The 24709-nt window shown below is 32.2% G+C and carries 18 protein-coding genes; 15 read left to right on the top strand and 3 right to left on the bottom strand.

Going from position 1 to position 24709, the window contains the following annotated elements:
• Positions 1-188 precede the first annotated feature (188 nt).
• The 4 genes from fabG to O6P34_RS11300 all read left to right on the top strand — a co-directional run bounded on the left by fabG (position 189) and on the right by O6P34_RS11300 (position 5019).
• Entirely contained in the window at positions 189-935 is a 747-nt protein-coding gene (gene fabG / locus O6P34_RS11315) for a 3-oxoacyl-[acyl-carrier-protein] reductase (RefSeq protein WP_269684617.1), read from the top strand.
• 81 nt (positions 936-1016) lie between these two features.
• Complete coding sequence (locus tag O6P34_RS11310; RefSeq protein ID WP_269684616.1) at positions 1017-3044, top strand: hypothetical protein; 2028 nt, start codon at positions 1017-1019, stop codon at positions 3042-3044.
• A gap of 22 nt (positions 3045-3066) precedes the next feature.
• On the top strand, positions 3067-3963 hold the full coding sequence (locus O6P34_RS11305; RefSeq protein WP_269684615.1) for a LysR family transcriptional regulator: 897 nt from the start codon (positions 3067-3069) through the stop codon (positions 3961-3963).
• 93 nt (positions 3964-4056) lie between these two features.
• Entirely contained in the window at positions 4057-5019 is a 963-nt protein-coding gene (locus O6P34_RS11300; protein ID WP_489886165.1) for a YeiH family protein, read from the top strand.
• On the opposite strand, the gene O6P34_RS11295 is transcribed toward O6P34_RS11300, so the two are convergent.
• Together O6P34_RS11295 and O6P34_RS11290 are read right to left on the bottom strand one after the other, a co-directional pair.
• Entirely contained in the window at positions 4960-5760 is an 801-nt protein-coding gene (locus O6P34_RS11295; RefSeq protein WP_269684613.1) for a YoaK family protein, read from the bottom strand. The two genes, O6P34_RS11300 and O6P34_RS11295, sit on opposite strands and share 60 nt — an antisense overlap.
• A gap of 57 nt (positions 5761-5817) precedes the next feature.
• Positions 5818-7914, bottom strand: coding sequence for an LTA synthase family protein (locus tag O6P34_RS11290; RefSeq protein ID WP_269684612.1), 2097 nt, complete (start codon positions 7912-7914; stop codon positions 5818-5820).
• Between the two features lie 550 nt (positions 7915-8464).
• Here O6P34_RS11290 and O6P34_RS11285 point away from each other — a divergent pair.
• The 10 genes from O6P34_RS11285 (at position 8465) to O6P34_RS11240 (ending at position 20854) form a co-directional block, all read left to right on the top strand.
• Positions 8465-8899, top strand: coding sequence for a thioredoxin family protein (locus O6P34_RS11285; protein ID WP_269684611.1), 435 nt, complete (start codon positions 8465-8467; stop codon positions 8897-8899).
• Positions 8899-9882, top strand: a complete 984-nt coding sequence (locus O6P34_RS11280; protein WP_269684610.1) for an FAD:protein FMN transferase — start codon at positions 8899-8901, stop codon at positions 9880-9882. The genes O6P34_RS11285 and O6P34_RS11280 overlap by 1 nt, the downstream gene beginning before the upstream one ends.
• 13 nt (positions 9883-9895) lie before the next feature.
• The gene (locus O6P34_RS11275) at positions 9896-10108 is read left to right on the top strand and encodes a DUF4266 domain-containing protein (RefSeq protein WP_269684609.1); all 213 of its coding nucleotides are present in this window, start codon (positions 9896-9898) and stop codon (positions 10106-10108) included.
• A gap of 48 nt (positions 10109-10156) precedes the next feature.
• A complete protein-coding gene (locus tag O6P34_RS11270) occupies positions 10157-11608 on the top strand; it encodes a DUF3570 domain-containing protein (protein WP_269684608.1) in 1452 nt (483 codons plus the stop codon).
• 3 nt (positions 11609-11611) lie between these two features.
• The gene (locus O6P34_RS11265) at positions 11612-12280 is read left to right on the top strand and encodes a response regulator transcription factor (protein WP_269684607.1); all 669 of its coding nucleotides are present in this window, start codon (positions 11612-11614) and stop codon (positions 12278-12280) included.
• Positions 12281-12283: 3 nt separating this feature from the next.
• Complete coding sequence (locus tag O6P34_RS11260; protein WP_269684606.1) at positions 12284-13663, top strand: sensor histidine kinase; 1380 nt, start codon at positions 12284-12286, stop codon at positions 13661-13663.
• 74 nt (positions 13664-13737) lie between these two features.
• Entirely contained in the window at positions 13738-18072 is a 4335-nt protein-coding gene (locus tag O6P34_RS11255; RefSeq protein WP_269684605.1) for a CusA/CzcA family heavy metal efflux RND transporter, read from the top strand.
• Positions 18073-18082: 10 nt separating this feature from the next.
• Positions 18083-19198 carry an efflux RND transporter periplasmic adaptor subunit gene (locus O6P34_RS11250; protein ID WP_269684604.1) on the top strand — a complete coding sequence of 372 codons (1116 nt, stop codon included), beginning with the start codon at positions 18083-18085 and terminating at the stop codon, positions 19196-19198.
• A 10-nt stretch (positions 19199-19208) separates the two neighbouring features.
• The gene (locus tag O6P34_RS11245; RefSeq protein ID WP_269684603.1) at positions 19209-20327 is read left to right on the top strand and encodes a VIT1/CCC1 transporter family protein; all 1119 of its coding nucleotides are present in this window, start codon (positions 19209-19211) and stop codon (positions 20325-20327) included.
• 35 nt (positions 20328-20362) lie between these two features.
• Positions 20363-20854, top strand: a complete 492-nt coding sequence (locus O6P34_RS11240) for a DUF2231 domain-containing protein (protein ID WP_269684602.1) — start codon at positions 20363-20365, stop codon at positions 20852-20854.
• An 88-nt stretch (positions 20855-20942) separates the two neighbouring features.
• Here the strand turns inward: O6P34_RS11240 and O6P34_RS11235 are convergent, their stop codons facing one another.
• The gene (locus O6P34_RS11235; RefSeq protein ID WP_269684601.1) at positions 20943-22637 is read right to left on the bottom strand and encodes a putative transporter; all 1695 of its coding nucleotides are present in this window, start codon (positions 22635-22637) and stop codon (positions 20943-20945) included.
• A 289-nt stretch (positions 22638-22926) separates the two neighbouring features.
• On the opposite strand from O6P34_RS11235, the gene pckA reads away from it, so the two are divergent.
• On the top strand, positions 22927-24534 hold the full coding sequence (gene pckA / locus O6P34_RS11230) for a phosphoenolpyruvate carboxykinase (ATP) (protein ID WP_269684600.1): 1608 nt from the start codon (positions 22927-22929) through the stop codon (positions 24532-24534).
• The last annotated feature ends 175 nt before the right edge of the window (positions 24535-24709 follow it).

Here is a 24709-nt window from a genome sequence, read left to right as displayed (position 1 = left end):
CATTTACTAAATTATATAAAATAAGGCTTTCATTCCTAAGTAGTAGGATTGGAAGCCTTATTTTTTACTTTTAAACCGTATTCTAAAAAAGCAGTAATTTCAAATCACTTTTTTAGACTACAAATTTCATAAAACGTGCAAATAATCTATATTTGTATATTAGATAATAAATAAACTTATACCATAATATGAAATTACTCGAAGGAAAGGTAGCCATTATAACAGGCGCAAGCCGCGGAATTGGAAAAGGAGTTGCAGAAGTTTTTGCAAAACACGGAGCAAATATTGCTTTTACTTATAGCTCATCTGTAGAATCAGCTTTAGCTTTAGAAAAAGAACTTAATGCTCTTGGTATTAAAGCAAAAGGATACCAATCAAACGCAGCTGATTTTAATGAAGCACAAACTTTTGTTGATGCGGTTTTAGCCGAATTTGGTTCTGTAGATATTTTAATCAACAATGCCGGAATTACAAAAGATAATTTATTAATGCGCATGTCCGAAGCTGATTTTGATCAAGTTATTGATGTAAATTTAAAATCAGTTTTCAATATGACTAAAGCAATCCAGAAAACATTTTTGAAACAACGCTCTGGTTCGATCATCAATATGAGTTCCGTAGTAGGAGTGAAGGGAAATGCTGGTCAAACAAATTATGCTGCTTCTAAAGCCGGAGTTATCGGTTTTTCAAAATCGGTAGCACTTGAATTAGGATCTCGCAATATTCGTTGCAACGTCATTGCTCCAGGATTTATTGAAACTGAAATGACTGCAAAATTAAACGAAGATGTAGTAAAAGGATGGAGAGACGGAATTCCGTTGAAACGTGGCGGAACTACTGAAGATGTAGCTAATGCTTGTCTTTTCTTCGCTTCCGATATGAGTGCTTTTGTTACCGGACAAGTCCTTAATGTTTGCGGAGGAATGCTAACATAAAATAATTATAAATAATAAATGATGAATTTTAAATGGTGAAAGAATTCAAAATTTAGATTTCATCATTTAAAATAAAAAAGAATGACAACAGCTACCGTTCTATTAATACTACTTTCTATAGTAATTGCAGGCAGTTTGTCCTTTTTTCAATATTATTACAAAGCCAAAAGTAAATCGAAAATCAATTTGCTTTTGGCTTTTTTGCGTTTTTTATCGATTTTTGGAATTCTGATTTTGCTTATAAATCCTATTATTACCAAAAATAATTTGGAAATTGTAAAAACACCTTTGGCTTTAGTTGTTGATAATTCTAATTCTATTTCCTTTTTAAATGCAAAAGAAAAAGCATTAGAATTGTATCAAAAAATAGCAAAAAATCCAGCTATACAAGACAAATTTGATGTTCAATCGAATCAATTTGATACTGAATTTCAATCTTCTGAAAAATTCGATTTTAATGGTAAACAAACTAATCTTGATGCAGTTGCCAAGAACTTAAAAAGCATTCATAAAAATGTAATTTTTCCAACAGTCCTTATCACCGACGGAAATCAAACATCGGGAAATGATTATGTGTTTAGTTTTGATGCAATAAATAAAGTATATCCAATAGTAGTGGGTGATACCACACAATTTTTAGATTTAAAAATCAATCAACTCAATGTTAATAAATACGCTTTCCAGAAAAATAAATTTCCGGTAGAAGTCTTTTTGCAATATGCTGGAACGAAAAGTATAACGGCTGATTTTGCTATTTCACAAGGAAATTCTGTTGTAAGCAGACAGAACATTTCGTTTTCTCCTTCCAAAAAAACAGCAATTATCAATCTGCTTTTGCCAGCAAACACTGTAGGATTACAAATTTTTAAAGCTATTATTACGGCTAAAGAAAAAGAAAAAAACACCTTCAATAATACCAAAAATTTTGCGGTAGAAGTAATCGATCAAAAAACAAAAATAGCACTTATTTCAAGTATAAGTCATCCCGATATTGGTGTAATAAAACGCTCAATAGAAACTAATGCACAACGCAAAGTAACAATAGTTAATCCAAAAGAAATCAAATCATTAGAAGAATATAATATTTTAATTTTATACCAACCAACTACAGCTTTTAAAACCGTTATTGAAGCAAATAAAATTGCTGGAATCAATTCATTTATTATTACAGGAAACACTACCGATTTCAATTTTTTAAATCAGCAACAAACCAATTTTGATTTTAAAATGAGTGGTCAAAAAGAAGATTATTTAGCTGAATTTAATTCACAATTTAACCTCTTCGCTATAGATAATATTGGTTTCGAAAATTTTCCTCCTTTGCAAAATCCGTATGGTTCAATAACAGCCAAAGGAAATATTTCGGTTTTGCTTTCTTCGAAAATCAGAAACATCAAAACAGGTATGCCTTTATTAGCTTATTCTGAAAATCAAGGGAAACGTTCTGCTATACTTTTGGGCGAAAATATTTGGAAATGGCGTTTACAAAGTCACATCGACAATCAATCATTTGAAAAATTTGATGTATTTATTGATAAAACAATTCAGTTTTTAGCATCAAATAATACTAAAAAATCTTTAGTTGTAACACATGAACGTTTCTATAATTCGGGAGAAGCTATCGAAATTTCGGCACAATATTTCAATAAAAATTACGAATTTGATGATAAAGCAAGACTTACAATTGCTGTAACTAATACAAAAACGAAGCAAACCAAAAATTACGATTTATTAAAAGGAAATAATTCATACCAAGTTAATTTAGATGGATTTACAGCTGGAAATTATACTTTTTCTATTAAAGAATTGAATTCAAAAACGACGTATTCCAGTCAATTTGAAATTCTGGATTTTGATATCGAAAAACAATTTGTAAATCCAGATGTGGAAAAATTAACACAGCTGGCAGCACAAACAAAAGGTAAAATTTATTTTCCGGACCAAGCAAGTGAATTGATAAATGCATTATTAGAAAACGACGAATATAAAGCCATTCAAAAAAATAATAGTACCAAATCTCCACTAATTGACTGGGTTTGGTTATTAATAGTAATTGCTGGTTTACTTTCGACAGAATGGTTTATTCGAAAATATAACGGATTGTTATAATTCTACATTAAAATTTAAAGTAATGGATTTTAGACTAAAAGTATTTTACGCCGTTGCCAACCGTTTGAGTTTCACCAAAGCTGCAACTGAATTGTTTATCACACAACCTGCCGTTTCAAAACACATTCAGGAATTGGAGGAACAATACAAAATCAAGCTTTTTGATAGAAATGGTTCGAAAATTTCACTGACAACAGGTGGGGAAATTTTATTGAAACATACCCAAAACGTATTTGAAATTTATCGAGAAATTGATTTTGATATGAGTACTTTGATTAATGAGCGCCAAGGATTATTGCGATTGGGCGCCAGCACTACGATTTCACAATATATTATTCCACCGCTTTTGGCTCGTTTTCATCAAAAATTACAAGATGTAAAAGTAAATTTATTGAATGGAAATACGGAACAAATTGAAAAAGCGCTACTCAACAAAGAAATCGAAATTGGAATTGTAGAAGGACAGTCTAAAAATCAATCCATTCGATATACTGAATTTTTGAAAGATGAATTAGTTTTAGTTTGCAACAGCAAAAACACATTGGTGAATCAATCTGAAGTAAGTCAAGAAGATCTTAAAACCATGCGTTTTTTGATGCGCGAACAAGGTTCCGGAACACTTGAAGTTATTGAATATGCATTGAAACCTTTTGAAATTAAACTTTCTCAATTGAATATAGAAATGCAGTTAGGAAGCACCGAAAGCATAAAATCATATTTAATCAATTCTGACTGTGTTGCTTTTATTTCGATTCATGCCATAGAAAAAGAGCTTAAAAATAAAGAGCTGACCATTCTTGATGTAAAGGATTTAATTATTGAGCGTTATTTTTATATCATTACACTGCAAGGAAAAACAGATTCGCTTTCGGAATTATTTATTAAAAACATTTCGAGTTACTATAATTTAAAGTTATAACCGATTACATTTTACAATTGGCAAAAACCAATTTATCCACTGACCTTTGTTCTGTAATTATTCAACTACTTTACATTGGAAACGAATCAAAAAATAAGTCCGAAAACACTATTTCATTTTTTTGAAATAAACAAAACAATACAACAAATACTCTTTGTTTTACTGGTATTATTTTGCACAACTTCTTTCGTTTCTCCAGCTGTCGCATTAATATTAGGCCTATTGGCAGCAAATCTTTTCGGACATCCTTTCTTGCATCTCAATCACAAAGCAACGACCATTTTACTACAGATTTCTGTTGTAGGATTAGGTTTCGGAATGAATGTAGGGAGCGCAGTCAACGCCGGAAAAGAAGGTTTTATATTTACGATTGCCTCCATAGTAAGCACCCTGATTTTAGGAACTTTTTTAGGTAAATGGTTGAAAATTGATAAAAAAACAGCTCATTTAATTTCTTGCGGAACCGCTATTTGTGGAGGAAGTGCAATCGCTGCTATTGCTCCGGTTATCAAATCTGACGAAAAGCAAACTTCGGTGGCTTTAGGCGTAATTTTCATTCTGAATTCTGTGGCGCTATTTTTGTTTCCCGCCATTGGACATTGGTTACATTTATCTCAGAATGAATTTGGTTTATGGTGTGCTATTGCTATTCATGACACCAGTTCAGTAATTGGCGCTGCCAGTAAATACGGTCCGGAAGCCTTACAAATAGCAACAACAGTAAAATTAGCGAGAGCTTTATGGATTATTCCAGTGGCATTATTGACTTCAGTTTTGTTTAAGAACAAACAACGAAGTATAAAAATTCCTTATTTTATCGGACTCTTTATATTGGCAATGGTATTCAATTCTTATGTACCACAAAGTGCTGTTATTGCACCATTTATAGTTTCTTCTTCTAAAGTTGGTCTTACGGTTACTTTATTTTTAATTGGCTCTGGATTGAATAGAAGCGTATTAAGTGCCGTAGGTTTTAAACCATTATTTCAAGGAATTTCACTCTGGATTTTTATTGCGGGAATTACTTTGACTTCTATTATTTACTTTAGCAACTGATTTTCTGTTTCTATATCTAAAATTTCTTCTTTTAATAACATGAAATTGTAAGCGTAAATAATCATATAAAAGTGCCAGTAACAGAAAAAATCCGGCTATAAAAAGAGTCTTAACTTCCAAATATCCATACAAAAAGCCTCCTGAAAAACAACCTACAAAAAAGAATGTAATAATTGATAATCGGAGATAAATACTGGTTTTTAACTTTTTGTTTTCTTCTGGCTTTTTATAAAAAAACAATTGGGATAATTCTATACCTAAATCAGTAAAAAGTCCTGTTAAATGGGTTGTTCTTACGGTTGATTGAGAAATTTTAGTAACTAAAGAATTCTGGATTCCCATCGCAAAAAGCATCGCAAAAGCTATAATTCTTCCTTCGGATGTATTTAAATCCGATTGTACTCCGAATACTCCAACGCAAACTAAAATAGTAATTTCAAGAGAAATTGGAAGCACATGTGACAACTCCTGACTTTTTTTTGAAACCAATTCAGCTAAAAAATTAGAAGTAAAGGAACCTCCCAAAAAGAAAATAGTAAAAACAAAAAAAGTAATGGCAGCCGTATAATTATGCTTCATTACTTCTTCTGCAAAATACGCAAAATGTCCGGTAACATTTGTTGTCAATGTTTTAATCGCTAAAACACCGGTTACATTCACAATTCCCGCCACAAATGACAACAGTGTTGCCAAACGTAAATTATGAATAAAAGTTCTGTTTTTGCCTTGATGTCGAAACATGATATGATTTATTCCTCAAATTTACAACAAAGAAACGCGAAACGACCTTTGTTAAATTTATTGTTTTTGATATTTCTTTTTCTTTAATAAATCAGAAGCCGTTTGGTAGTAAGAGATTGTTTCATCGACTAAATCTTTTCTTTCTTTGACCAAAGGAATTTGTTCATAATAAATCTGGAAATCTTGTGCTACTTTTTGGTTTGGTTTTAAATTCAACTGAAACTGTTTGACCTGTTGTTTTGGAGAAATGACTGTTAAAATATTATCTTTAATATACCCCAAATCCTGATATGTCGCAATTAATGCTCTTGGCTGATAAGTAGTTTTTAGTACATCTTGCCCGTAAAATTTACTTTGGTAATTAAAATTCAATAATCCAAATAGGGTAGGCATAATATCAATTTGAGACATTAGCTTAGTATATTTTTGTGGTTCTATAAAACCAGGGCAGTAAATCATAGCCGGAATTCGGTATTTATCTACCGGAAGTTCTGTTTTACCGGCACTCGAAGCACAATGGTCCGCAAGAATAACAAAGACAGTATTTGCAAACCAAGGTTGTTTTTTGGCCATTTCAAAGAATTTTTTTATTGCAAAATCAGTATATTTTACACCTCCGTCACGAGATTTCGCATCTCCGGGAATATCAATTTTATTGTTAGGATATGTAAATGGTCTGTGATTACTAACCGTCATAATATGATTAAAAAACGGCTTGTTTTCCTTTGACTCCTGATTCATTACAGCAATAGCTTTAGTGTACATATCCTCATCGCAAACGCCCCAAATATTATCAAAAGTGATTTCGCTTGGTAAAAATGATTTCTTGTCAACAATGCCATATCCGTTTCCGGAAAAGAAATCCTGCATATTATCAAAAAACGCGTCTCCTCCATATAAATATTTCACATTGTATCCTTTTTGCTTGAAAACATTTCCAGTTGAAAATTTATTTTTATTGTCCTGTCTTTTAACCACACTTTCACCAGCAGTGGGCGGAAAACATAAGGTTACTGCTTCAAGTCCACGAACCGTTCTGTTTCCTACAGCATAAAAATTGGTAAACAGTAAACTTTTTGTGGATAAACTATCTAAAAAAGGAGTAATATTTTGCTCATTTCCATACGTTTTCATAAAATCAGCACTGAAACTTTCTATCGTAATCAGTACTACATTTTTATGATTTTCGGCAGCATTACTTTTGATGTATCGCAGTGTAGATTCATCAGATATATCAGGGATTTGCTGTTTTAATAATGCATAAGCTTCAGCATTTGGAATCGTTTTATAAAACTTAAAATAATCTAATTCACTGTGTATAAATGCCAAGTAGAATTTATAAATACCATTAGATTGTAATTCATTTGTAAAAATGTTTTGTGAATCTTCTTTAGAAGCTAAAAAAGGAATTACCGATAATGAAAGTCCTAAAAGTGTCAGATAAATTCCGGAGATTTTAATTTTTTCAGCAAAAACAGGAATATTTTCAATATAATTTTTAGATCGTTTTACAACAAAATAGGTTACAATTCCAGCAATAATAAACAATCCTGTAAATAAAGGAATCACCGGATAAGATTGCATGATGTTCCCGATTACTTCATTGGTATAAACCAGATAATTTACAGCTATAAAATTATATTTCACTCCAAATTCATTCCAAAAAAAGTATTCACTTATTGCATTTTGCAAAATTAAAACCACAAAAAGAAAAAGAACAAAAGTGAAAAGCCAAAATCTAATTTTACTCCTATATTTTGGAAGAAACAATAACAATCCAAAAAGAAGTGTTTTTAAACCTATGAAAATCATTCCTATTTTTGGCAATGCACCACCGTATTCATTGAGAATTGTGTTGCCAAAAGCAACATATAAAAATAAAACCACTAACATTCCAAAAATGATATAACCTGTAGGTTTCAGGTATTTTGAATTGGATATAAAAATAAGGTAAAGCCATAAAAAGCCACTCAAAACTGTAAATACAAAAAAGTCAGATATTAAACCCAATGTAAAAATCTTGATGGTATCCGTCCAAACAAATGTAGATTGGGTAATGGGATGAAAGAGTAAAACGATTCTTAAAATAAAACTTACCGAAATATAAAAAAGAGTAAGGTTATAAAAAGGAGAAAATTTTTTCAAAAATTGCATAGTAATAAGTTTAAAAGACAAATGTAACTTCTATTTTGATATTTTTTTTTAAGACTCACTTAATTTTATGAAAATTAAAATTCACTTAAATTAAAAACAGTACTTTTTTTGCCAATTATTAAATCTATAATCTTTCTCGAACTCTAAATTATTGAGTCAAATTTATTTAATGTTTATTTAATAAGTAGGGTGTTTTTTCTCTAACTTGTTACTTACTTAACAACATAAATCAAAAAATTATGACTAGAAAATATTTTTTTTTAAAGTAGCACTTAGCTCAACAACAGTATTTTTTCTGACTTGAATTACTGATCATCAAAGGAATCATATAATTTCAAGAAACATAAAAACAGCATTTGCCGGAACAACATCACTCATTTTTGTTTAATTTTAAAAAAAATAATCCGCTGAAAATCAATTAAATCAAACTTTTTTAAATAAAAATTAACTTCTAAATTAATTCTGTCTTAATTTTTATGATTGAAAAACTATTGCGTATAATAAATAGATACTTTTGCGTTACAACTAATGAAACTTTTAATTTAAAAAAATGAAAAAACATATAATTATCCTCTTCCTTTTCATGGGAACGATAGGATATTCTCAAAACTGGAAAACTAATTTTGAAGAGGCTAAAATTGAAGCCAACAAAGAAAACAAAAATATTCTTTTGGTCTTCTCCGGATCGGATTGGTGCGCGCCGTGTATGAAATTAGAAAATGTAGTATGGAAATCAGATGCTTTTCAAGCGGAAGCAGCAAAAAGTTGGGTTATTTACAAAGCTGATTTTCCAAAGAAAAAAGCCAATCAATTATCCGCTGATTTATCCGAAAGAAATAATAAATTAGCTGAAAAATACAATAAAAACGGAAGCTTTCCACTTGTTGTCCTTTTGGATAAAACTGGAAAAATAATTGGGATGACCGGTTTCAAAAATGTTTCGGCTGTAGATTATATCGCACTCATTCACTCATTCGAAAAATAATGCAAAAAGCAATAACTGTATTTTTTTTATGTCTGACATTCGCTTCTTTTGGACAAATTGCTCACAAAAGAAAATTATCTATGTTGGGAAGCCCGTTTGAAGTTACCGCTGTTGCAAATGATACGGTAAAAGCAAACGAATATATTGATTTGGCTGTAGCCGAAGTAAAACGTATTGAAAATTTAATTTCCGATTGGATTCCAACTACACAAATATCAGAAATCAACAGAAACGCAGGAATTAAACCCGTTAAAGTAGATGCCGAAGTGTTTCAATTAGTAGAACGTGCCATTAAAATTTCCCAAATCACATCTGGTGCTTTTGATATTTCATATGCATCGATGGATAAAATTTGGAAATTTGACGGTAGCATGAAAGAAATGCCAACCGAAGAAGCTATTAAAAAATCAGTGGCTAAAATTGGATATCAAAATATTATTTTAGATAAAAAAGAACAAACTATTTTCTTAAAATTACAAGGAATGAAGTTAGGTCTTGGCGGAATTGGTCAAGGTTATATTGCTGATAAAGTAAAAGATTTACTCTATTCTAAAGGTTGTCTTTCAGGAATTGTGAATGTTTCCGGAGACATAAATGCCTGGGGAAAACAACCCGACGGAAAGCCCTGGACAATAGGAATTGTAAATCCTTTGAATAAAAACAAAATTTTCGCCACTTTTCCGCTCAACGACAATGCAGTGGAAACATCTGGAAGTTATGAAAAATATGTGATTTTCAACGGAATCAGGTATTCTCACATCATTGATCCCAGAACAGGTTATCCGGCAATGGGCGTTGTAAGTGTATCCGTTTTTGCAAAACAAACTGAAATTGCGGATGCTTTGGCTACCGGAATTTTTGTACTCGGAGTAGAAGTTGGTTTGGATTTAGTCAATCAACTCAAAGGAATTGAATGCATCATAGTTGATGACAAAGGAAAAATACATTCTTCAAAAGGAATAGACATTAGAAAATACGAATAAAAAGAGAAATAAAATGATACAGAAAATAGTTTTTTTGTTTTTGATTCTAGCGGTTCTTCAATCTTGTAATTCTGTCAAAGAATATGAAAAAGTAGCTATAAATGACCCCGACATGAAACTTTCTGCCAGAACTTCAGAACGATACGAAACTGCTTTTCAAGTATATAGAGAAGCTGCGGCTGGTGCCAATGGAGGAAAATCTGGTGGTGGTTGCGGTTGTAATTAATTTGTTGAATACACTAAATCGTTTAATATAATTTTCAAAATATTCAAAATGAAAATAAGAATTATAATACTTTTATCACTCATTGGATTTACTGCTTTTTCGCAAGAGAAAGATACAACTGCGGTATTCAAAAAAAGGGTTTTAGAAAGTACAGAAGTAGATTTTTTAGCTAGTTATTACAATCAAAATGGTTCAAAATCTGTTGTTTCTGGAGGAATTGGTTCTGAAAAATTGACTGATGTAGCATCAAATATAGTGGTAAATATGCCTGTAAATGATGATGCTACTTTGACTATAGATTTGGGCATATCAGCTTATTCATCAGCATCTTCCAGTAATATAAACCCATTTAATTCTACCGGAGCTTCAGGTGGTGGAGGTGAAGATGATGACAGAATATCAAATAATAAAGTAGCCGCAGCAGCTAGCGGACCTTATGGAACTCCTTGGCAAGCTTCATCGGGAGCTTCAAAAAGCGATCAACTAACAGCAATATCAGCGAATTATGCACATAGTAGTGACTCCAGAGATTTTATTTGGAACGCAGATGTTTCTTTTTCTAATGAATATGATTATACTTCAGTAGGTTTTGGTGGTGGAATTGCAACACTTTTCAACGAAAAAAACACCGAATTAAGCGTGAAAGCTAATGTATATTTAGATCAATGGAGACCAATATACCCAACAGAACTTCATGAATATTCTATTTATGGTGCTAACTTTTTGAACCAAGGTTATTTTAGCGGTGTTACCGTTTTAGATCAAAACGGACAATCAACAACTGCTTATTTACCTTCTGCATTCAAAACTATTGCTTCTGTAAACAGAAACTCTTATTCAGCATCGGTTGGATTTTCTCAGGTGGTTTCAAAAAAATTACAATTATCTGTTTTCTTTGATGTTTTGCAACAACAAGGTTTGCTGTCTACTCCGTATCATAGAATCTATTTTGCTGATAAAGCAAATTATTATATCGGACAATCACAATACATCAACAACTACGAAAGCGCGAGTAATTCAGGTGTTTTTAAACTGGCCGATGACATCGAAAGATTACCTGACAGCCGTTTTAAACTGCCAATTGGCGCTAGATTAAATTACTACATCAATGAGCGTTTTGTACTGAGAACCTATTACCGTTTTTATTCTGATAATTGGGATATACAATCGCATACTGCCAGCATAGAACTACCTATAAAATTATCGGATCGGTTTACGGTTTTCCCAATGTATCGTTATTATACACAAACAGGTTCTAAATATTATGCACCATACGAAACCCATTTGTCAACAGAAGAATTCTATACTTCTGATCCTGATTTAGCCACTTTTGATGCCAATCAATACGGTTTTGGAATCAATTACGCTGATATTTTTACAGGAGCAAAAATCTGGAAATTAGGTTTAAAAAACATCGACTTTAGATTCAATCATTACGAAAGAAGCGATAATTTAAAAGCAAATATTGCTACCATTGGCTTTAAGTTTATAATGCAATAAAAAATGAAAATTCTAATAGTTGAAGACGAAATAGGAATTGCCAATTTTCTAAAACAAGGTTTAGAGGAGGAAGGCTACGATGTTTTAATAGCTAATGACGGAGAAACAGGATACAAATTGGCTTTAAGCCAAAAAGTAAATGTGATTCTTTTGGATTGGATTTTGCCAAAAATGACAGGCATTGAAGTATGTAAATCCATTCGAAAAACGGATACAAAAACGCCTATTATTTTTCTAACTGCCAAAGATACTGTTCAGGAAACCATTGAAGGATTAAAAGCTGGTGCCAATGATTACATCAAAAAACCTTTTAGTTTTGATGAATTAGTGGAGCGTATTAAAATTCATTTCAGAAATGAAAATGCCGATGATATTTTAACCCTTGGAAACATAAAAATAATTCAATCTAAACATCAGATTTTTGTCGAAAACCAAGAAATTGTATTCACACAAAGGGAATTTGAATTGTTAGTTTATCTCATCAAAAATAAAGGAAATGTATGTACCCGAAACCAAATCATAGAAGATGTTTGGGACATTCATTTTGAATATGACACCGGCGTAATTGATGTTTTTATGAATGCTATTCGAAAAAAACTCAATCTTAACAAAGATGAAGAACTCATCAAAACCATTCGTGGGGTTGGTTATATTGCTAACGATTTAAACTAAAAAATGTTTTCATTCTCCTATAAAAACAGAATCGCCTTCAATTATATCTTAAGCACTGGCTTATTGATTTCGGTGGTGTTTTTTGTAATTTATAAAATCATAAATTTTAGCGTAAACAATCACATCAATGATGATATTCAAACCGAAGTAGAGAAACATCTTGAAGAAATTGAAATTGACAGAAACAATACCTATTTGATTCAAGTTGACCAATGGAGAGCGCGTGAGCATAATACAGTGAATGTAAATCCGGTTTTTGTACAGTTTTTAGACATTAATGATAAACTAATTGATAAATCTCCAAATCTTAAAGGACTTCAACTCAAGTTATACAAGTATCAATTAGACAATCAATTTATTGATACTTATCTAAATAAAAAACCAATTCGTCAGATACAAGTACCTCTTTTTGACGAAAAAAAAATTGTAGGACATCTTTTTGTGGCCATGTCGCTTGATGATGCCACCATGATTTTGACTAATTTAAGAAATACACTTTACATCGCTTTTCCGCTGATATTGATTGTTTTATTTCTTATTGCCCGTTTAATTGCCGGCAGAAGTATAAAACCGGTAACCATGATTACCGAAACGTCTCGAAGAATCACAAAAGATAATCTGAAAGACCGAATCGTTTTACCACAAAATAAGGACGAATTATTTGTACTTTCTAAAACAATAAATGATTTATTAGACCGCATAGAAAACGCTGTTGAACGCGAAAAACAATTCACTTCTGATGCGTCACACGAACTGCGAACACCATTAACGGTATTAAAAGGCACTCTCGAAGTTTTGATTAGAAAGTCCAGAACTCAAGCCGAATATGAAGATAAAATAAAGTACAGTATTACCGAAGTCAATCGCTTGAATAACTTGGTTGATCAATTGCTGTTACTGGCTCGTTTTGAGAATCAAAAACAAAGTTTAAAAATTGAAAAAGTATATTTGAACGCTTTGATTTTAGATATATTAACGCTGTATTCGGGAAAAATAAACACGAAGAAAATCACAATAAACCATTCGTTTTCAAAAGATTATTTTATAGAATCGGATAACTATTTAGTGTCAATTATTATTAGCAATATTATCAGTAATGCGATAAAATATTCTGAAGAACAAGGCGAAATCTCAATAATTCTTTCTAAAAAGGAAAGAAAAACGATTTGCACTATTTCGGATAACGGAATTGGGATTGCCGCTGAAGATTTAGATAAAATTTTCAATCCTTTTTATCGTTCCAGTCCAACAAATCATCCCGAAATAAAAGGGTCTGGTTTAGGCCTTTCGATAGTTAAAAAAATAGCCCAATTACTGCATACAAAATTCGAAATTAAAAGTAAAATCAATCACGGAACAGTAGTGATTTTAAGTTTTGATTAAGCCGACCTTAAGTTGTTCTTAAGTTATTCCTTATATTTATACCTTACTTTTGGTACAAATAAAATAAGGTAAAAATGCTTGAAAAAATTATTGCTTTTAGTTTAAAAAACAAACTCATTGTTTTACTCTTCACTCTCGGAGTCTTTGGATTCGGTATGTTTTCTGTATTCCAAATCTCTATTGGAGCAGTTCCCGATGTGACTAATAACCAAGTTCAGGTTATTACCACTTCAAGAAATCTTTCTACACAAGATATTGAACAATTTATTACTTATCCTGTAGAAATTGAAATGGCGAATTTGCCGGGTGTAAAAGAAATTCGTTCAATATCCAAATTTGGACTATCTGTTGTTACTATAGTTTTTGACGATGATTTGGGAACCTATCTACCAAGACAACTGATTGCTGAAAAAATCAAAGCAGCTTCCGAGAAAATTCCGCAAGGTTTTGGAACTCCAGAAATGGGACCAATTACCACCGGATTAGGAGAAATTTACCAATACACATTAGAAGTAAAACCAAAATTTAAGAATAATTATTCCGTTACTGATTTGCGAACCATTCAGGATTGGGTAGTCAAACGACAATTGTCTGGTATCAAAGGCGTTGTTGAAATTAATACTTGGGGAGGTTATCTAAAACAGTACGAAATCGCCATTAAACCATCCAGCTTAAAAGCCATGAATATCACAATGACTGATGTTTTTACAGCTTTGGAAAAAAACAACAGCATTGCTGGCGGTGCTTATATCGAAAAAGTGAATCAAAGTTATTTTATTCGAGGAGAAGGAAAAGTAAATTCGATTCAAGACATTGAAAATATCGTAGTTAAAACCACTGACGGTTTGCCTGTTTATGTCAAAAATGTAGCTGAAGTCCGTTTTGGTCACGCCAATCGTTTTGGAGCAATTACGGGCAACGGCGAAGGCGAAAAAGTCTTGGGTCAGGTAATGATGCTCAAAGGAGGAAACTCAAAACAAGTCATCAGCGATGTAAAAAACCGAGTTGCCGAGATTCAAAAAACTTTGCCTGAAGGCGTTTACATCAATGGCTTTTTGGAACGAAGTGAATTAGTTGGAAAAACCACATTTACAGTAGCCGAAAACTTGATCTTAGGTTGTTTAATCGTAATTTTCGTAGTGGTTTTATTATTAGGAAATTGGCGTTCCGGATTAGTAGTCGCTTCAGTAATTCCGCTGTGTTTATTGTTTGCCATTTCGTTCATGAATATTTTTGGAATCGATGCTAATTTAATGAGTTTAGGCGCAATCGATTTTGGGATTATCATTGACGGAGCGGTAATTATTGTTGAGTTTATTGCTTTTCAAATCGCTCATAAATCCGCTCATTTAGTAAATTTATCCAAAGAAGAACGTCAATTAGAAATTGACCAAATCACGTATAAAAGTGCTTCAAAAATGATGAATTCGGCTATTTTTGGTCAGTTGATTATTTTGATTGTTTTTATTCCAATATTGTCATTATCTGGTATTGAAGGGAAAATGTTTAAACCCATGGCAATGACTTTTAGTTTTGCATTGGTTGGAGCCATGATTTTCTGTTTTACTTATGTTCCCGTAGTTTCCTCTTTATTTTTGAAACCAACGGAAGAAAATCCGAATTCAATTTCCAGCAAATTAATCCGTAAATTGAATTCATTGTACTTGCCCGTTATTTCCTGGGCATTAAAAAATACCAAAAAAGTACTTTATGGCGCATTAGGATTATTGTTTTTTGCCAGCGGTTTATTTATGACAATGGGAGGTGAATTTATTCCTACACTTGACGAAGGTGATTTTGTGATTCAACCGGTATTAAAAACAGGGACTTCATTAACAAAAACAATTGCTACCACTACCAAAATCGAAAAAATTATCCTTAAAAATTTCCCTGAAGTAGAACAAGTTGTTAGCCGAATTGGTGCGGCAGAAGTGCCAACAGACCCTATGTCTATGGAGGAAAGTGATATTATTGTAAAATTAAAACCAAAATCTGAATGGGTTTCTGCAGCCAGCAAAGACGAATTGGCCGATAAAATAAAAGCGGCTATCGAAAATGAAATTCCAAATATGGAAATCGAGTTTACGCAACCTATAGAAATGCGTTTCAACGAATTAATTTCAGGAACGCGCTCGGATGTAGCCGTTAAAATTTTTGGTGAAGATTTGAATGTTTTAGCTCAAAAAGCGCACGAAATTGAAAAAGCAATTAAAAACATACCCGGAGCTTCAGATGTAATTATTGAAAAAACAGAAGGTTTGCCACAAATGTTTGTACAATATGACCGCTCAAAAATTGCCCGATACGGACTTAATATTGCCGATTTAAATGAAATGATTGCACTGAGTTTTGCAGGAAAAACAGTTGGAAATGTTTTTGAAGGAGAAAAGCGTTTTGATATGGTTATTCGTTTAGATCAAGACAATCGTCAAAGTATTGAGGATTTAAAAAACCTGTATGTTTCAATTCCAAATGGAGAACAAATTCCGTTAAGCGAATTGGCTAAAATTGAATATACAGAAGGTCCTGCCAAAATTTCAAGAGACAATACCAATAGACGAATTGTTGTTGGAATCAACGTTAGAAATCGAGATTTACAAAGCGTTGTTACTGATATTCAGAAAATTGTAGATACAAAAATTAAACTTCCTGCAGGCTATTATGTAAAATATGGTGGTCAGTTTGAAAACCTTCAAAGTGCAAAAGCCCGTTTGATGATTGCCGTTCCGATAGCTTTATTTTTAATATTTATCTTACTGCATTTTGCCTTTGGTTCTATCAAAGAAGCTTTAATGGTGTACTCAGCCATTCCGCTTTCGGCAGTGGGAGGAATATTATTTTTATGGATGCGCGATTTGCCTTTTAGTATCTCTGCAGGAGTAGGTTTTATTGCACTTTTTGGAATTGCAGTATTAAACGGAATTGTACTTATCGAACATTTTAAAGAATTAAAACATCAAGGAATGACTAATATGGACGAATTGATTTTAAAAGGTACAACAGACAGATTGCGTCCGGTTTTATTGACAGCAGCTGCGGCAGCATTAGGTTTTTTACCAATGGCAATCTCATCATCGGCGGGAGCAGAGGTACAAAGACCATTAGCCACAGTCGTTATTGGTGGATTATTTACCGCTACTTTATTAACGATGATTGTCTTGCCTATTTTGTTTAAAGTTTTTGATGCCAAAGAATTTAAAAAACCTAAATTCAAATTGCATAAAAAGTCAACTTATATGTTTGTATTGCTTTTAAGTTCTTCATTTGCTTTTTCGCAAAATAGCAATCCGGAATTAGATACTTTAATTTCAAAAGCTTTAGAAAATAATAAAAGCATAAAAGCGGCTCAATTGCAAGTGGACAAAATGAATTCCAATATAAAAACAGCCTATACTTTTGACAAAACCAATATTTATTACAGTTATGACCAAAATAATTTAGCTTTAAATAACGAACCATTACGCGTTTTCGGGATTCAACAACGATTCGCTTTTCCTACGGTTTACGGACTGCAAAAAAAGGTATATTCTGCAGAATTTGAAAAAGAAAAAGCCAATTATGAGATTCAGAAAAACAAGCTTTCATTAGCCGTTTCTAAATCGTATCAGCATATTGTGTATTTGCAACACCAAGAAAAACTGTATTTTTATTTAGACAGTTTGTACCAAAATTTTTCTAAAGCAAGCGACCGCCGATTCGAATTAGGGGAGACAAATTATCTGGAAAAAATCACGGCACAATCGAAATTCAGACAAATAAGAACCAAATTATCTCAAATTGAAAATGACAAAAAAGCACAATATGAAATACTGAATTCTTTAGTTCAATCTGATGAAAATTACAGTGTAAAAAGTAACACAATAGCACCTTTAAATACTACAATGAACGAAACAAGTAAGTCTTTGTATAATACTTATTTAGAAAGCATTACTAAAAACTATAAAACACAGCTACAGTTACAAAAACAACATTGGTTACCGGATCTCAACTTAGATTATTTTCAAGGAAAAAATAACGGATTATCACAATCTTTGTATGGCTTTCAAGTGGGATTGGCAGTTCCTATTTTGTTTTCGGGTACTATTGCTAAAACTAAAGTAGCGCAACTCGAATTGCAAAGTTGGGAACAACAAAAGCAAAATGAAGAACAAAAAATAGAGCGCTATATCAGTCAGAAAAAGAATGAAATAACAAAGCATAAGGAAGCCATTACGTATTACAATCAATATGGTAAAAAATTATCTGATGAAATTATAAAAGTAGCCAATAGCAGTTATAAAAATGGAGAAATAGATTTCTTTCAATACATTCAAAGTTTAGAAAATGCCACAACAATTCAAGTCGATTATTTAGACACTATTTTACAATTCAACAGCACTCAATTAGATTTACAATACCTTAATTTTTAATACGTAACCAATGAAAAAAATCATATACCTATTCGCAATAACAGCATCACTTTTTTCTTGTAAAGATGCCAAAACAGAAGATATAACTCCAAAAGACGACGGCTTAATAAATGTTACCAAGGCCCAGTTTCAATCAGCCGGAATGGAAATTTCAACTCCGGTAGAACAAGATTTTGATGTAACTATAAAAACTTCGGGAAGAATTGATGTTCCGCCTCAAAACAGAGCCAAAGTGACTACTTTTATTGGAGGTTATGTAAAATCGACTTCTCTTTTGGTTGGTGATAAAGTGACTAAAGGACAAGCATTATTAACATTAGAAAATACTGAATTTTTGGATATTCAAAAAGATTATCTTGAAGTTGCAGAGCAAATTAATTATTTGAAATCAGAATACGAGAGACAAAAAACATTGTATGATGAAAAAATAACCTCTCAAAAAAACTACCTCAAAGCAGAAAGTGAATACCGAAGAGCAAAAGCAACCTATCAAAGTTTAAGACAAAAACTGAATCTTTTGAACCTAAATCCGAGTCAGGTCGAAAAAGGAAAACTGACTTCGGTTATTACCATTTATTCGCCAATTTCGGGAGATATTGTAATCATGAATGCTAATGTTGGTATGCTGATGGCGCCTTCGGATGTAATTTTAGAAATTGTAGATACTAATCATTTGCATTTAGAATTAGCTGTTTTTGAAAAAGATATTTTGAATGTAAAAATAGGGCAGAAGATTAATTTCAGAGTTCCTGAAGCCAGTAAAGAAGTTTTTAAAGCCGAAGTACATTTAGTTGGGAAATCTATAGAAGGAAATGACAGAACAATCAATGTTCACGGACATTTAGACGATGCCATTAAACAAAAATTATTAACCGGAATGTTTGTTGAAGCTGGAATTGTTGTGAATTCTAAGAAAGGTTTAGCCATACCAACAGATGCTTTGCTGACAGAAAACAACAAAAATTATGTGTTGTTACTGGATAATACTAAAACAGGATATTCTTTCAAAAAAGTTGCCGTATCTTTAGGTGAAAAATCGGAAGAATTTGTAGAGATTCTTCCAAATAAAGAAATTAATGCTACTTCAAAACTACTGACAAAAGGGGTGTTTGATATAGCCAATTAAATGATATTTTATGGATTTAAATAAACTAAAAGGACAGTTACAAACCGAAGTGGATACCGCTTTTTTGTACAACAGTATTGCAGCCATTCAATCGGATGAAAATCTATCGAGAGTTTTACAGAGCCTGGCCGAAATTGAAAAAGGTCATGCAAAACACATGCTTGAAAAAGTATTGACATTTGAAGCCAATTACCCAATGCCTTCCCCTTCATCAAGAGCCAAATTTCAATTGAAATTAGGGAAGATTTTTGGATACAGTTCTATTATCAGCAGTTTATCCAATATTGAAAAACAATTTGCTGTTAATACAATTAAAAATAAAATCGAACAAGGAGAGAAACTTACCGGTTTTGAACACAATCACCTAAATATCATTGAAGCAGTCAATAATAACGCTGCATTGAATGTTTCCGGCGGTTTATTGTCCAAATTTGAAAGTCGCCATAAATCAGTTGGAGGAAATGCGTTACGAGCAGCCGTTTTGGGATCAAATGACGGATTGGTTTCTAATATGAGTTTGGTTATGGGAGTTGCCGGAGCGGCAGTTTCAAATGATACGATATTATTAACGGGTATTGCCGGACTTTTAGCAGGAGCAATTTCAATGGCATTAGGAGAATGGCTATCGGTACAAAGTTCAAGAGAATTGAACCAACGCCAAATCGATTTAGAAACAGAAGAATTAGAAGCCTCACCAGAAGAAGAAAAAAAAGAATTAGTATTGCTTTATCAGGCAAAAGGAATGAATGCAGTTGAAGCTCAAAAACTGGCTGATAAAGCTTTTGAAAACCCAGAAACAGCCATTGATGCCATTATTACTGAGGAATTGGGAATTGATAAAGAAGAATTAGGAGGTTCAGCTAGGGAAGCGGCGATTGCTTCCTTTGTACTTTTTGCAATTGGCGCCATTATTCCTTTATATCCTTTTATGCTTTTGGATGGTCAAAATGCCATTTTATTGAGTATTGGCAGCAGTATAGTAGGTCTTTTTGGAATTGGTGCAGCCATCACTTTATTAACCGGAAAAAGTATATTATTTTCAGGTTTCAGACAAGTTGGTTTCGGATTAGCCGCCGCTGCAATTACATATGGCATTGGGTCTTTAATTGGAGTTTCATTGGCAGGTTAATCTTTTATTTTTAAACTTTTAAAACAAATTATATTATGAACGACGCGCACTTACACATGGTAGTGAATCATTTTCCAATTATTGGAACCATATTGGGGCTTGGAATTTTGATTACAGGTTTAATTTTAAAAAACAATTCGGTAAAAAGTACTGCTTATGTTTTATTTGTAGTAGCTGCAGTTTTTGCACTATTCAGTATGGGGACTGGTGAAGGAGCAGAGGAACTTGTAGAAGACATGCCTTCGATTGGGAAAGAAATCATTCATGAACACGAAGAAATGGCAGAGAAATTAGCTCTTGTTTTATATGCTTTAGGAGTTGTTTCACTTGCTGGTTTGTATCTAAATTACAAAAAACATGCTAAAGCAAATCTTGTTTCTTTTATAGCGGTCATTATAGCAATTGTTGGTGTCTTTTTTGCAACAGAAACTGGCACAACAGGAGGGGAAATTCGTCATACTGAAATCAGAGCGAATGCAGCTTTGCCTACTACTGCAGGAGAAACTCAAGAAGAAGACAAAGATTAATTACAAATTTATTTTTTTACAAAAAAAGAGGATTTCCTACAAGTGAAAATCCTCTTTTTTTATGGTATTTTTTAAAAAAAATTTCGTGCTAACTGGCAAATAACAAAATGAGTAATTGCGCTATAAATATCCTTGAAATTGTAACCATTGGATAAACCGTGGCGTAAGACTGATTTGGGATTTCAGAGTCTAAATACTTAGTACTAAAGGCTAATGCAGCCGGATCCGTATAAGCACCACTCATAATTCCTACCAGTTGATAAAAGTTTAATTTAAAAATATATCTACCAACTAAAACCATGATTATTAATGGAATAAATGTAATATAGCAACCGTAATAAATCCAAAGCCATCCGTTGAATTTGATGAAATTATCATAAAAAGCAGCTCCGGCATGAATTCCTACAGCAGCAAAAAACAAACAAATTCCTAAATCTTTCATGAAATAAATTGCACCGTTATTGATGTAAGAATGTATCGCACCCACACCGCCGTATCGACTGATAAATAATGCTGTAATAAGTGGTCCTGCTGCAAATCCTAATTTTAAAGGAACTGGTAATGAAGGAATAAAAATAGGAATAGAACCTATTATGATACCAATAATCAAACCTCCAAAAAGAGATAAAAAATCGGGTTCCAAAAGATGTTTTTCTGAGTTTCCAATTATTTTTTCTACTTCGGCAATCGCTTCTTTATTTCCAACAATCAATAATTTGTCTCCATAAAAAAGTTCTAAAGAAGGCTGGGCTAATAACTCTAATCCAGAACGAACTACACGAGTTACTTTCAAATCAAATTTATTGTGCAAATCTAACTCTGCCAATGTTTTGTGAGTAGCGGCTTTTGTTGTAACAAAAACAAATTTTGCGATTAAATCTTCTCCGGTTTCAATAAATAAATCGGTTGAAATTTTACCCACTAAATGAATAAAATGATCCACATCTTTTTGATTACCAACCACCATCAATACATCTTTATCATGAATTTTAGTGTCTAATGAAGGAGAATAAACCACTTTGGAACCGCTGTTTTTCAAACGTGAAATGATGACATTATGAATATCTAATTCTTTAAAAATTTGATAAATACTTTTACCCAATAAATCTGAATTTGTAATTCTGCACTTTTCATTAATGATTATATTTTCTTTATCGGAAGTTTTATTTTTTAAAGAAAGAGTTTCTTTAATCAGATCAATTCTCAAAACTGATTTTGATAATATAATGGTTAGGATAATTCCAAAAACACCCAACGGATAAGTAATAGCATAAGCAATGGTAGGATCACTGAATACTTTTGAAGGAAATTGATTTTGTATTTCTTGCAAAGTAGATTTTGCTGCTCCTAAACCAGGTGTATTAGTTACAGAACCTGACATTAAACCTACTGCATTTTCGATATCAATTTTAGTAACTATATGTATTAAATAAGTTATGATTCCTCCTAAAAGTACAGCTCCAACTGCCAAAAGATTAAATAATAATCCATCTTTCTTGAATGAAGAAAAGAAAGAAGGTCCAACTTGAATACCAATTCCGTAAACAAATAAAATTAAGCCAAAATCACGAACGAAAACTAAAATACTTTCATCCATGCGGTAGCCATAATGACCTAAAAAAAGCCCGACAAACATAACCGCAGAGACGCCCAAAGAGATATTGCCTATTCGGATTCTTCCTGCAAAAAAACCTACACTGATAGCAATTAAAAGGACAATTAAAGACTGAGTAATGTCCGGTTCATTATTGGGGCTAAATAATGTGTTAAACCAATCAAACATAATGTTACAATTTAATAGTTAAATTTAATAGTTATAATTTGATAACAAATAACTAAAATAGTTTATTACTTTTATATGATAAAAATCAGGTTAATCTTTTTGTAAATTTAATTAATAAAATGAATTGATTGCTCCTTTTTTTAAATTTAAAAAACCTTGTAAACCCTTGTAAAATACGAAAACGTTTGCGCATGTTTTTATATTTCATGATAAAAATCAGGTTTTTTCAGAAGTAACAATCATACATTTGAATAGAATTAAATAACAAGAATTTTTAAAATTAAACAAGATGAAAAACATTAAAATCATTCAGGAATTACACGATTTAGGAATTACAGGTTACCATGAAGTATCTTACAACCCTTCTTACGAAGAATTATATCAAGCAGAAGTTTCTCATAAAAGAAAAGGATATGAAAAAGGAGCATTGACAGATACTGGTGCTGTAGCAGTGAAAACCGGTATTTTCACAGGACGTTCTCCTAAGGATAGATATATTGTTAAAGATGATGTTACCAAAGACACTATTTATTGGGATGATAAAGTAAATTTCCCAACAACTATAGGTATTTGGGATGATTTAAAAAAATTAGTTTTAAAACAACTTTCAACTTCTCCAAAATTATATGTTGTTGATGCTTTTTGTGGAACAAATGCTGATACACGATTAAAAGTTCGTTTCGTAATGGAAGTAGCTTGGCAAGCACACTTTGTAACAAACATGTTTATCAGACCTTCTATTTATGAACTAGAAAACTTTGGAGAGCCTGATTTTATTGTTATGAATGGTTCTAAAGCAACAAATCCAGACTGGAAAGAACAAGGATTAAATTCAGAAAACTTTGTATTATTCAATCTTACAGAAAAAGTTCAAATCATTGGTGGAACTTGGTATGGTGGAGAAATGAAAAAAGGAATGTTCTCTATGATGAATTATTACCTTCCGTTAAAAGGAATGGCTTCAATGCACTGTTCTGCTAACGTTGGTGAAAAAGGAGATGTAGCTGTATTCTTTGGTCTTTCTGGAACAGGTAAAACAACCCTTTCTGCAGATCCAAAAAGATATTTAATTGGTGATGACGAACACGGATGGGATGACAACGGAGTATTTAATTACGAAGGTGGTTGCTACGCAAAAGTTATCGACTTAACAGAAGAAAACGAACCGGACATCTGGAGAGCTATCAAAAGAGATGCTTTATTAGAAAATGTTATTGTGGATGAATATGGAGAAGTAAATTACTACGACCATTCAATCACTGAAAACTCTAGAGTTTCTTACCCAATATATCATATCAATAAAATTGTATTGCCATCAAAAGCAGGACATGCAAGCAAAATCATTTATCTTTCTGCTGATGCATTTGGAGTATTACCTCCAGTATCAATCTTAGATGACGATCAAGCTCAATACCACTTCCTTTGTGGATATACTTCAAAATTAGCAGGAACTGAAAGAGGAATTACAGCTCCAGAACCATCATTTTCTCCAGCGTTTGGTGAAGCATTCTTGACTTTACACCCAACAAGATATTCTCAAACCTTAATTGGTAAAATGAAAGAACACGGAGCAAAAGCATATTTAGTAAATACAGGTTGGAACGGAACCGGAAAAAGAATTTCACTTAAAAACACAAGAGCAATTATCGATGCTATTATCAGCAGCGAAATTGACGAAGCTGAAACTAGAACTATTCCTTTCTTGAATTTAACAATTCCTACTATTTTACCAAATGTAAGTGACGGAATTCTTGATCCAAGAGATACATACAAAGACGATAAAGAATGGGAAGCTAAAGCAAAAGATTTATCAGCAAGATACATCAAAAACTTTGAGCAATATACAGATACCGAAGAAGGTAAACGTTTGGTTGCAGCTGGTCCAAAATTAAGTTAAACTAAATTCAAAATTCGATTCCCGAATAGCTGTTGGTTCTTTATCAACAGCTATTCCTTTTAAAAATCATTATTAGTTTCTTTTTTTTAACAATAAGACAGCATTAAGTTAAATTAAAAATTGCATTTTAAATAAAATTTCCACTATATTTGCAATCGAAATCAAGGGATTATCA

It is taken from the genome of Flavobacterium lacustre (assembly GCF_027474525.2).
GTDB classification, from domain to species: Bacteria; Bacteroidota; Bacteroidia; order Flavobacteriales; family Flavobacteriaceae; genus Flavobacterium; species Flavobacterium lacustre.
This window is presented reverse-complemented; position numbering and strand designations above follow the sequence as displayed.

Excerpts from the sequence above, each read along its gene's own strand:
- fabG (WP_269684617.1), top strand. The coding sequence starts at position 189 with ATGAAATTACTCGAAGGAAAGGTAGCCATTATAACAGGCGCAAGCCGC.
- O6P34_RS11310 (WP_269684616.1), top strand. The coding sequence starts at position 1,017 with ATGACAACAGCTACCGTTCTATTAATACTACTTTCTATAGTAATTGCA.
- O6P34_RS11305 (WP_269684615.1), top strand. The coding sequence starts at position 3,067 with ATGGATTTTAGACTAAAAGTATTTTACGCCGTTGCCAACCGTTTGAGT.
- O6P34_RS11295 (WP_269684613.1), bottom strand. The coding sequence starts at position 5,760 with ATGTTTCGACATCAAGGCAAAAACAGAACTTTTATTCATAATTTACGT.
- O6P34_RS11290 (WP_269684612.1), bottom strand. The coding sequence starts at position 7,914 with ATGCAATTTTTGAAAAAATTTTCTCCTTTTTATAACCTTACTCTTTTT.
- O6P34_RS11285 (WP_269684611.1), top strand. The coding sequence starts at position 8,465 with ATGAAAAAACATATAATTATCCTCTTCCTTTTCATGGGAACGATAGGA.
- O6P34_RS11280 (WP_269684610.1), top strand. The coding sequence starts at position 8,899 with ATGCAAAAAGCAATAACTGTATTTTTTTTATGTCTGACATTCGCTTCT.
- O6P34_RS11275 (WP_269684609.1), top strand. The coding sequence starts at position 9,896 with ATGATACAGAAAATAGTTTTTTTGTTTTTGATTCTAGCGGTTCTTCAA.
- O6P34_RS11270 (WP_269684608.1), top strand. The coding sequence starts at position 10,157 with ATGAAAATAAGAATTATAATACTTTTATCACTCATTGGATTTACTGCT.
- O6P34_RS11265 (WP_269684607.1), top strand. The coding sequence starts at position 11,612 with ATGAAAATTCTAATAGTTGAAGACGAAATAGGAATTGCCAATTTTCTA.
- O6P34_RS11260 (WP_269684606.1), top strand. The coding sequence starts at position 12,284 with ATGTTTTCATTCTCCTATAAAAACAGAATCGCCTTCAATTATATCTTA.
- O6P34_RS11255 (WP_269684605.1), top strand. The coding sequence starts at position 13,738 with ATGCTTGAAAAAATTATTGCTTTTAGTTTAAAAAACAAACTCATTGTT.
- O6P34_RS11250 (WP_269684604.1), top strand. The coding sequence starts at position 18,083 with ATGAAAAAAATCATATACCTATTCGCAATAACAGCATCACTTTTTTCT.
- O6P34_RS11245 (WP_269684603.1), top strand. The coding sequence starts at position 19,209 with ATGGATTTAAATAAACTAAAAGGACAGTTACAAACCGAAGTGGATACC.
- O6P34_RS11240 (WP_269684602.1), top strand. The coding sequence starts at position 20,363 with ATGAACGACGCGCACTTACACATGGTAGTGAATCATTTTCCAATTATT.
- O6P34_RS11235 (WP_269684601.1), bottom strand. The coding sequence starts at position 22,637 with ATGTTTGATTGGTTTAACACATTATTTAGCCCCAATAATGAACCGGAC.
- pckA (WP_269684600.1), top strand. The coding sequence starts at position 22,927 with ATGAAAAACATTAAAATCATTCAGGAATTACACGATTTAGGAATTACA.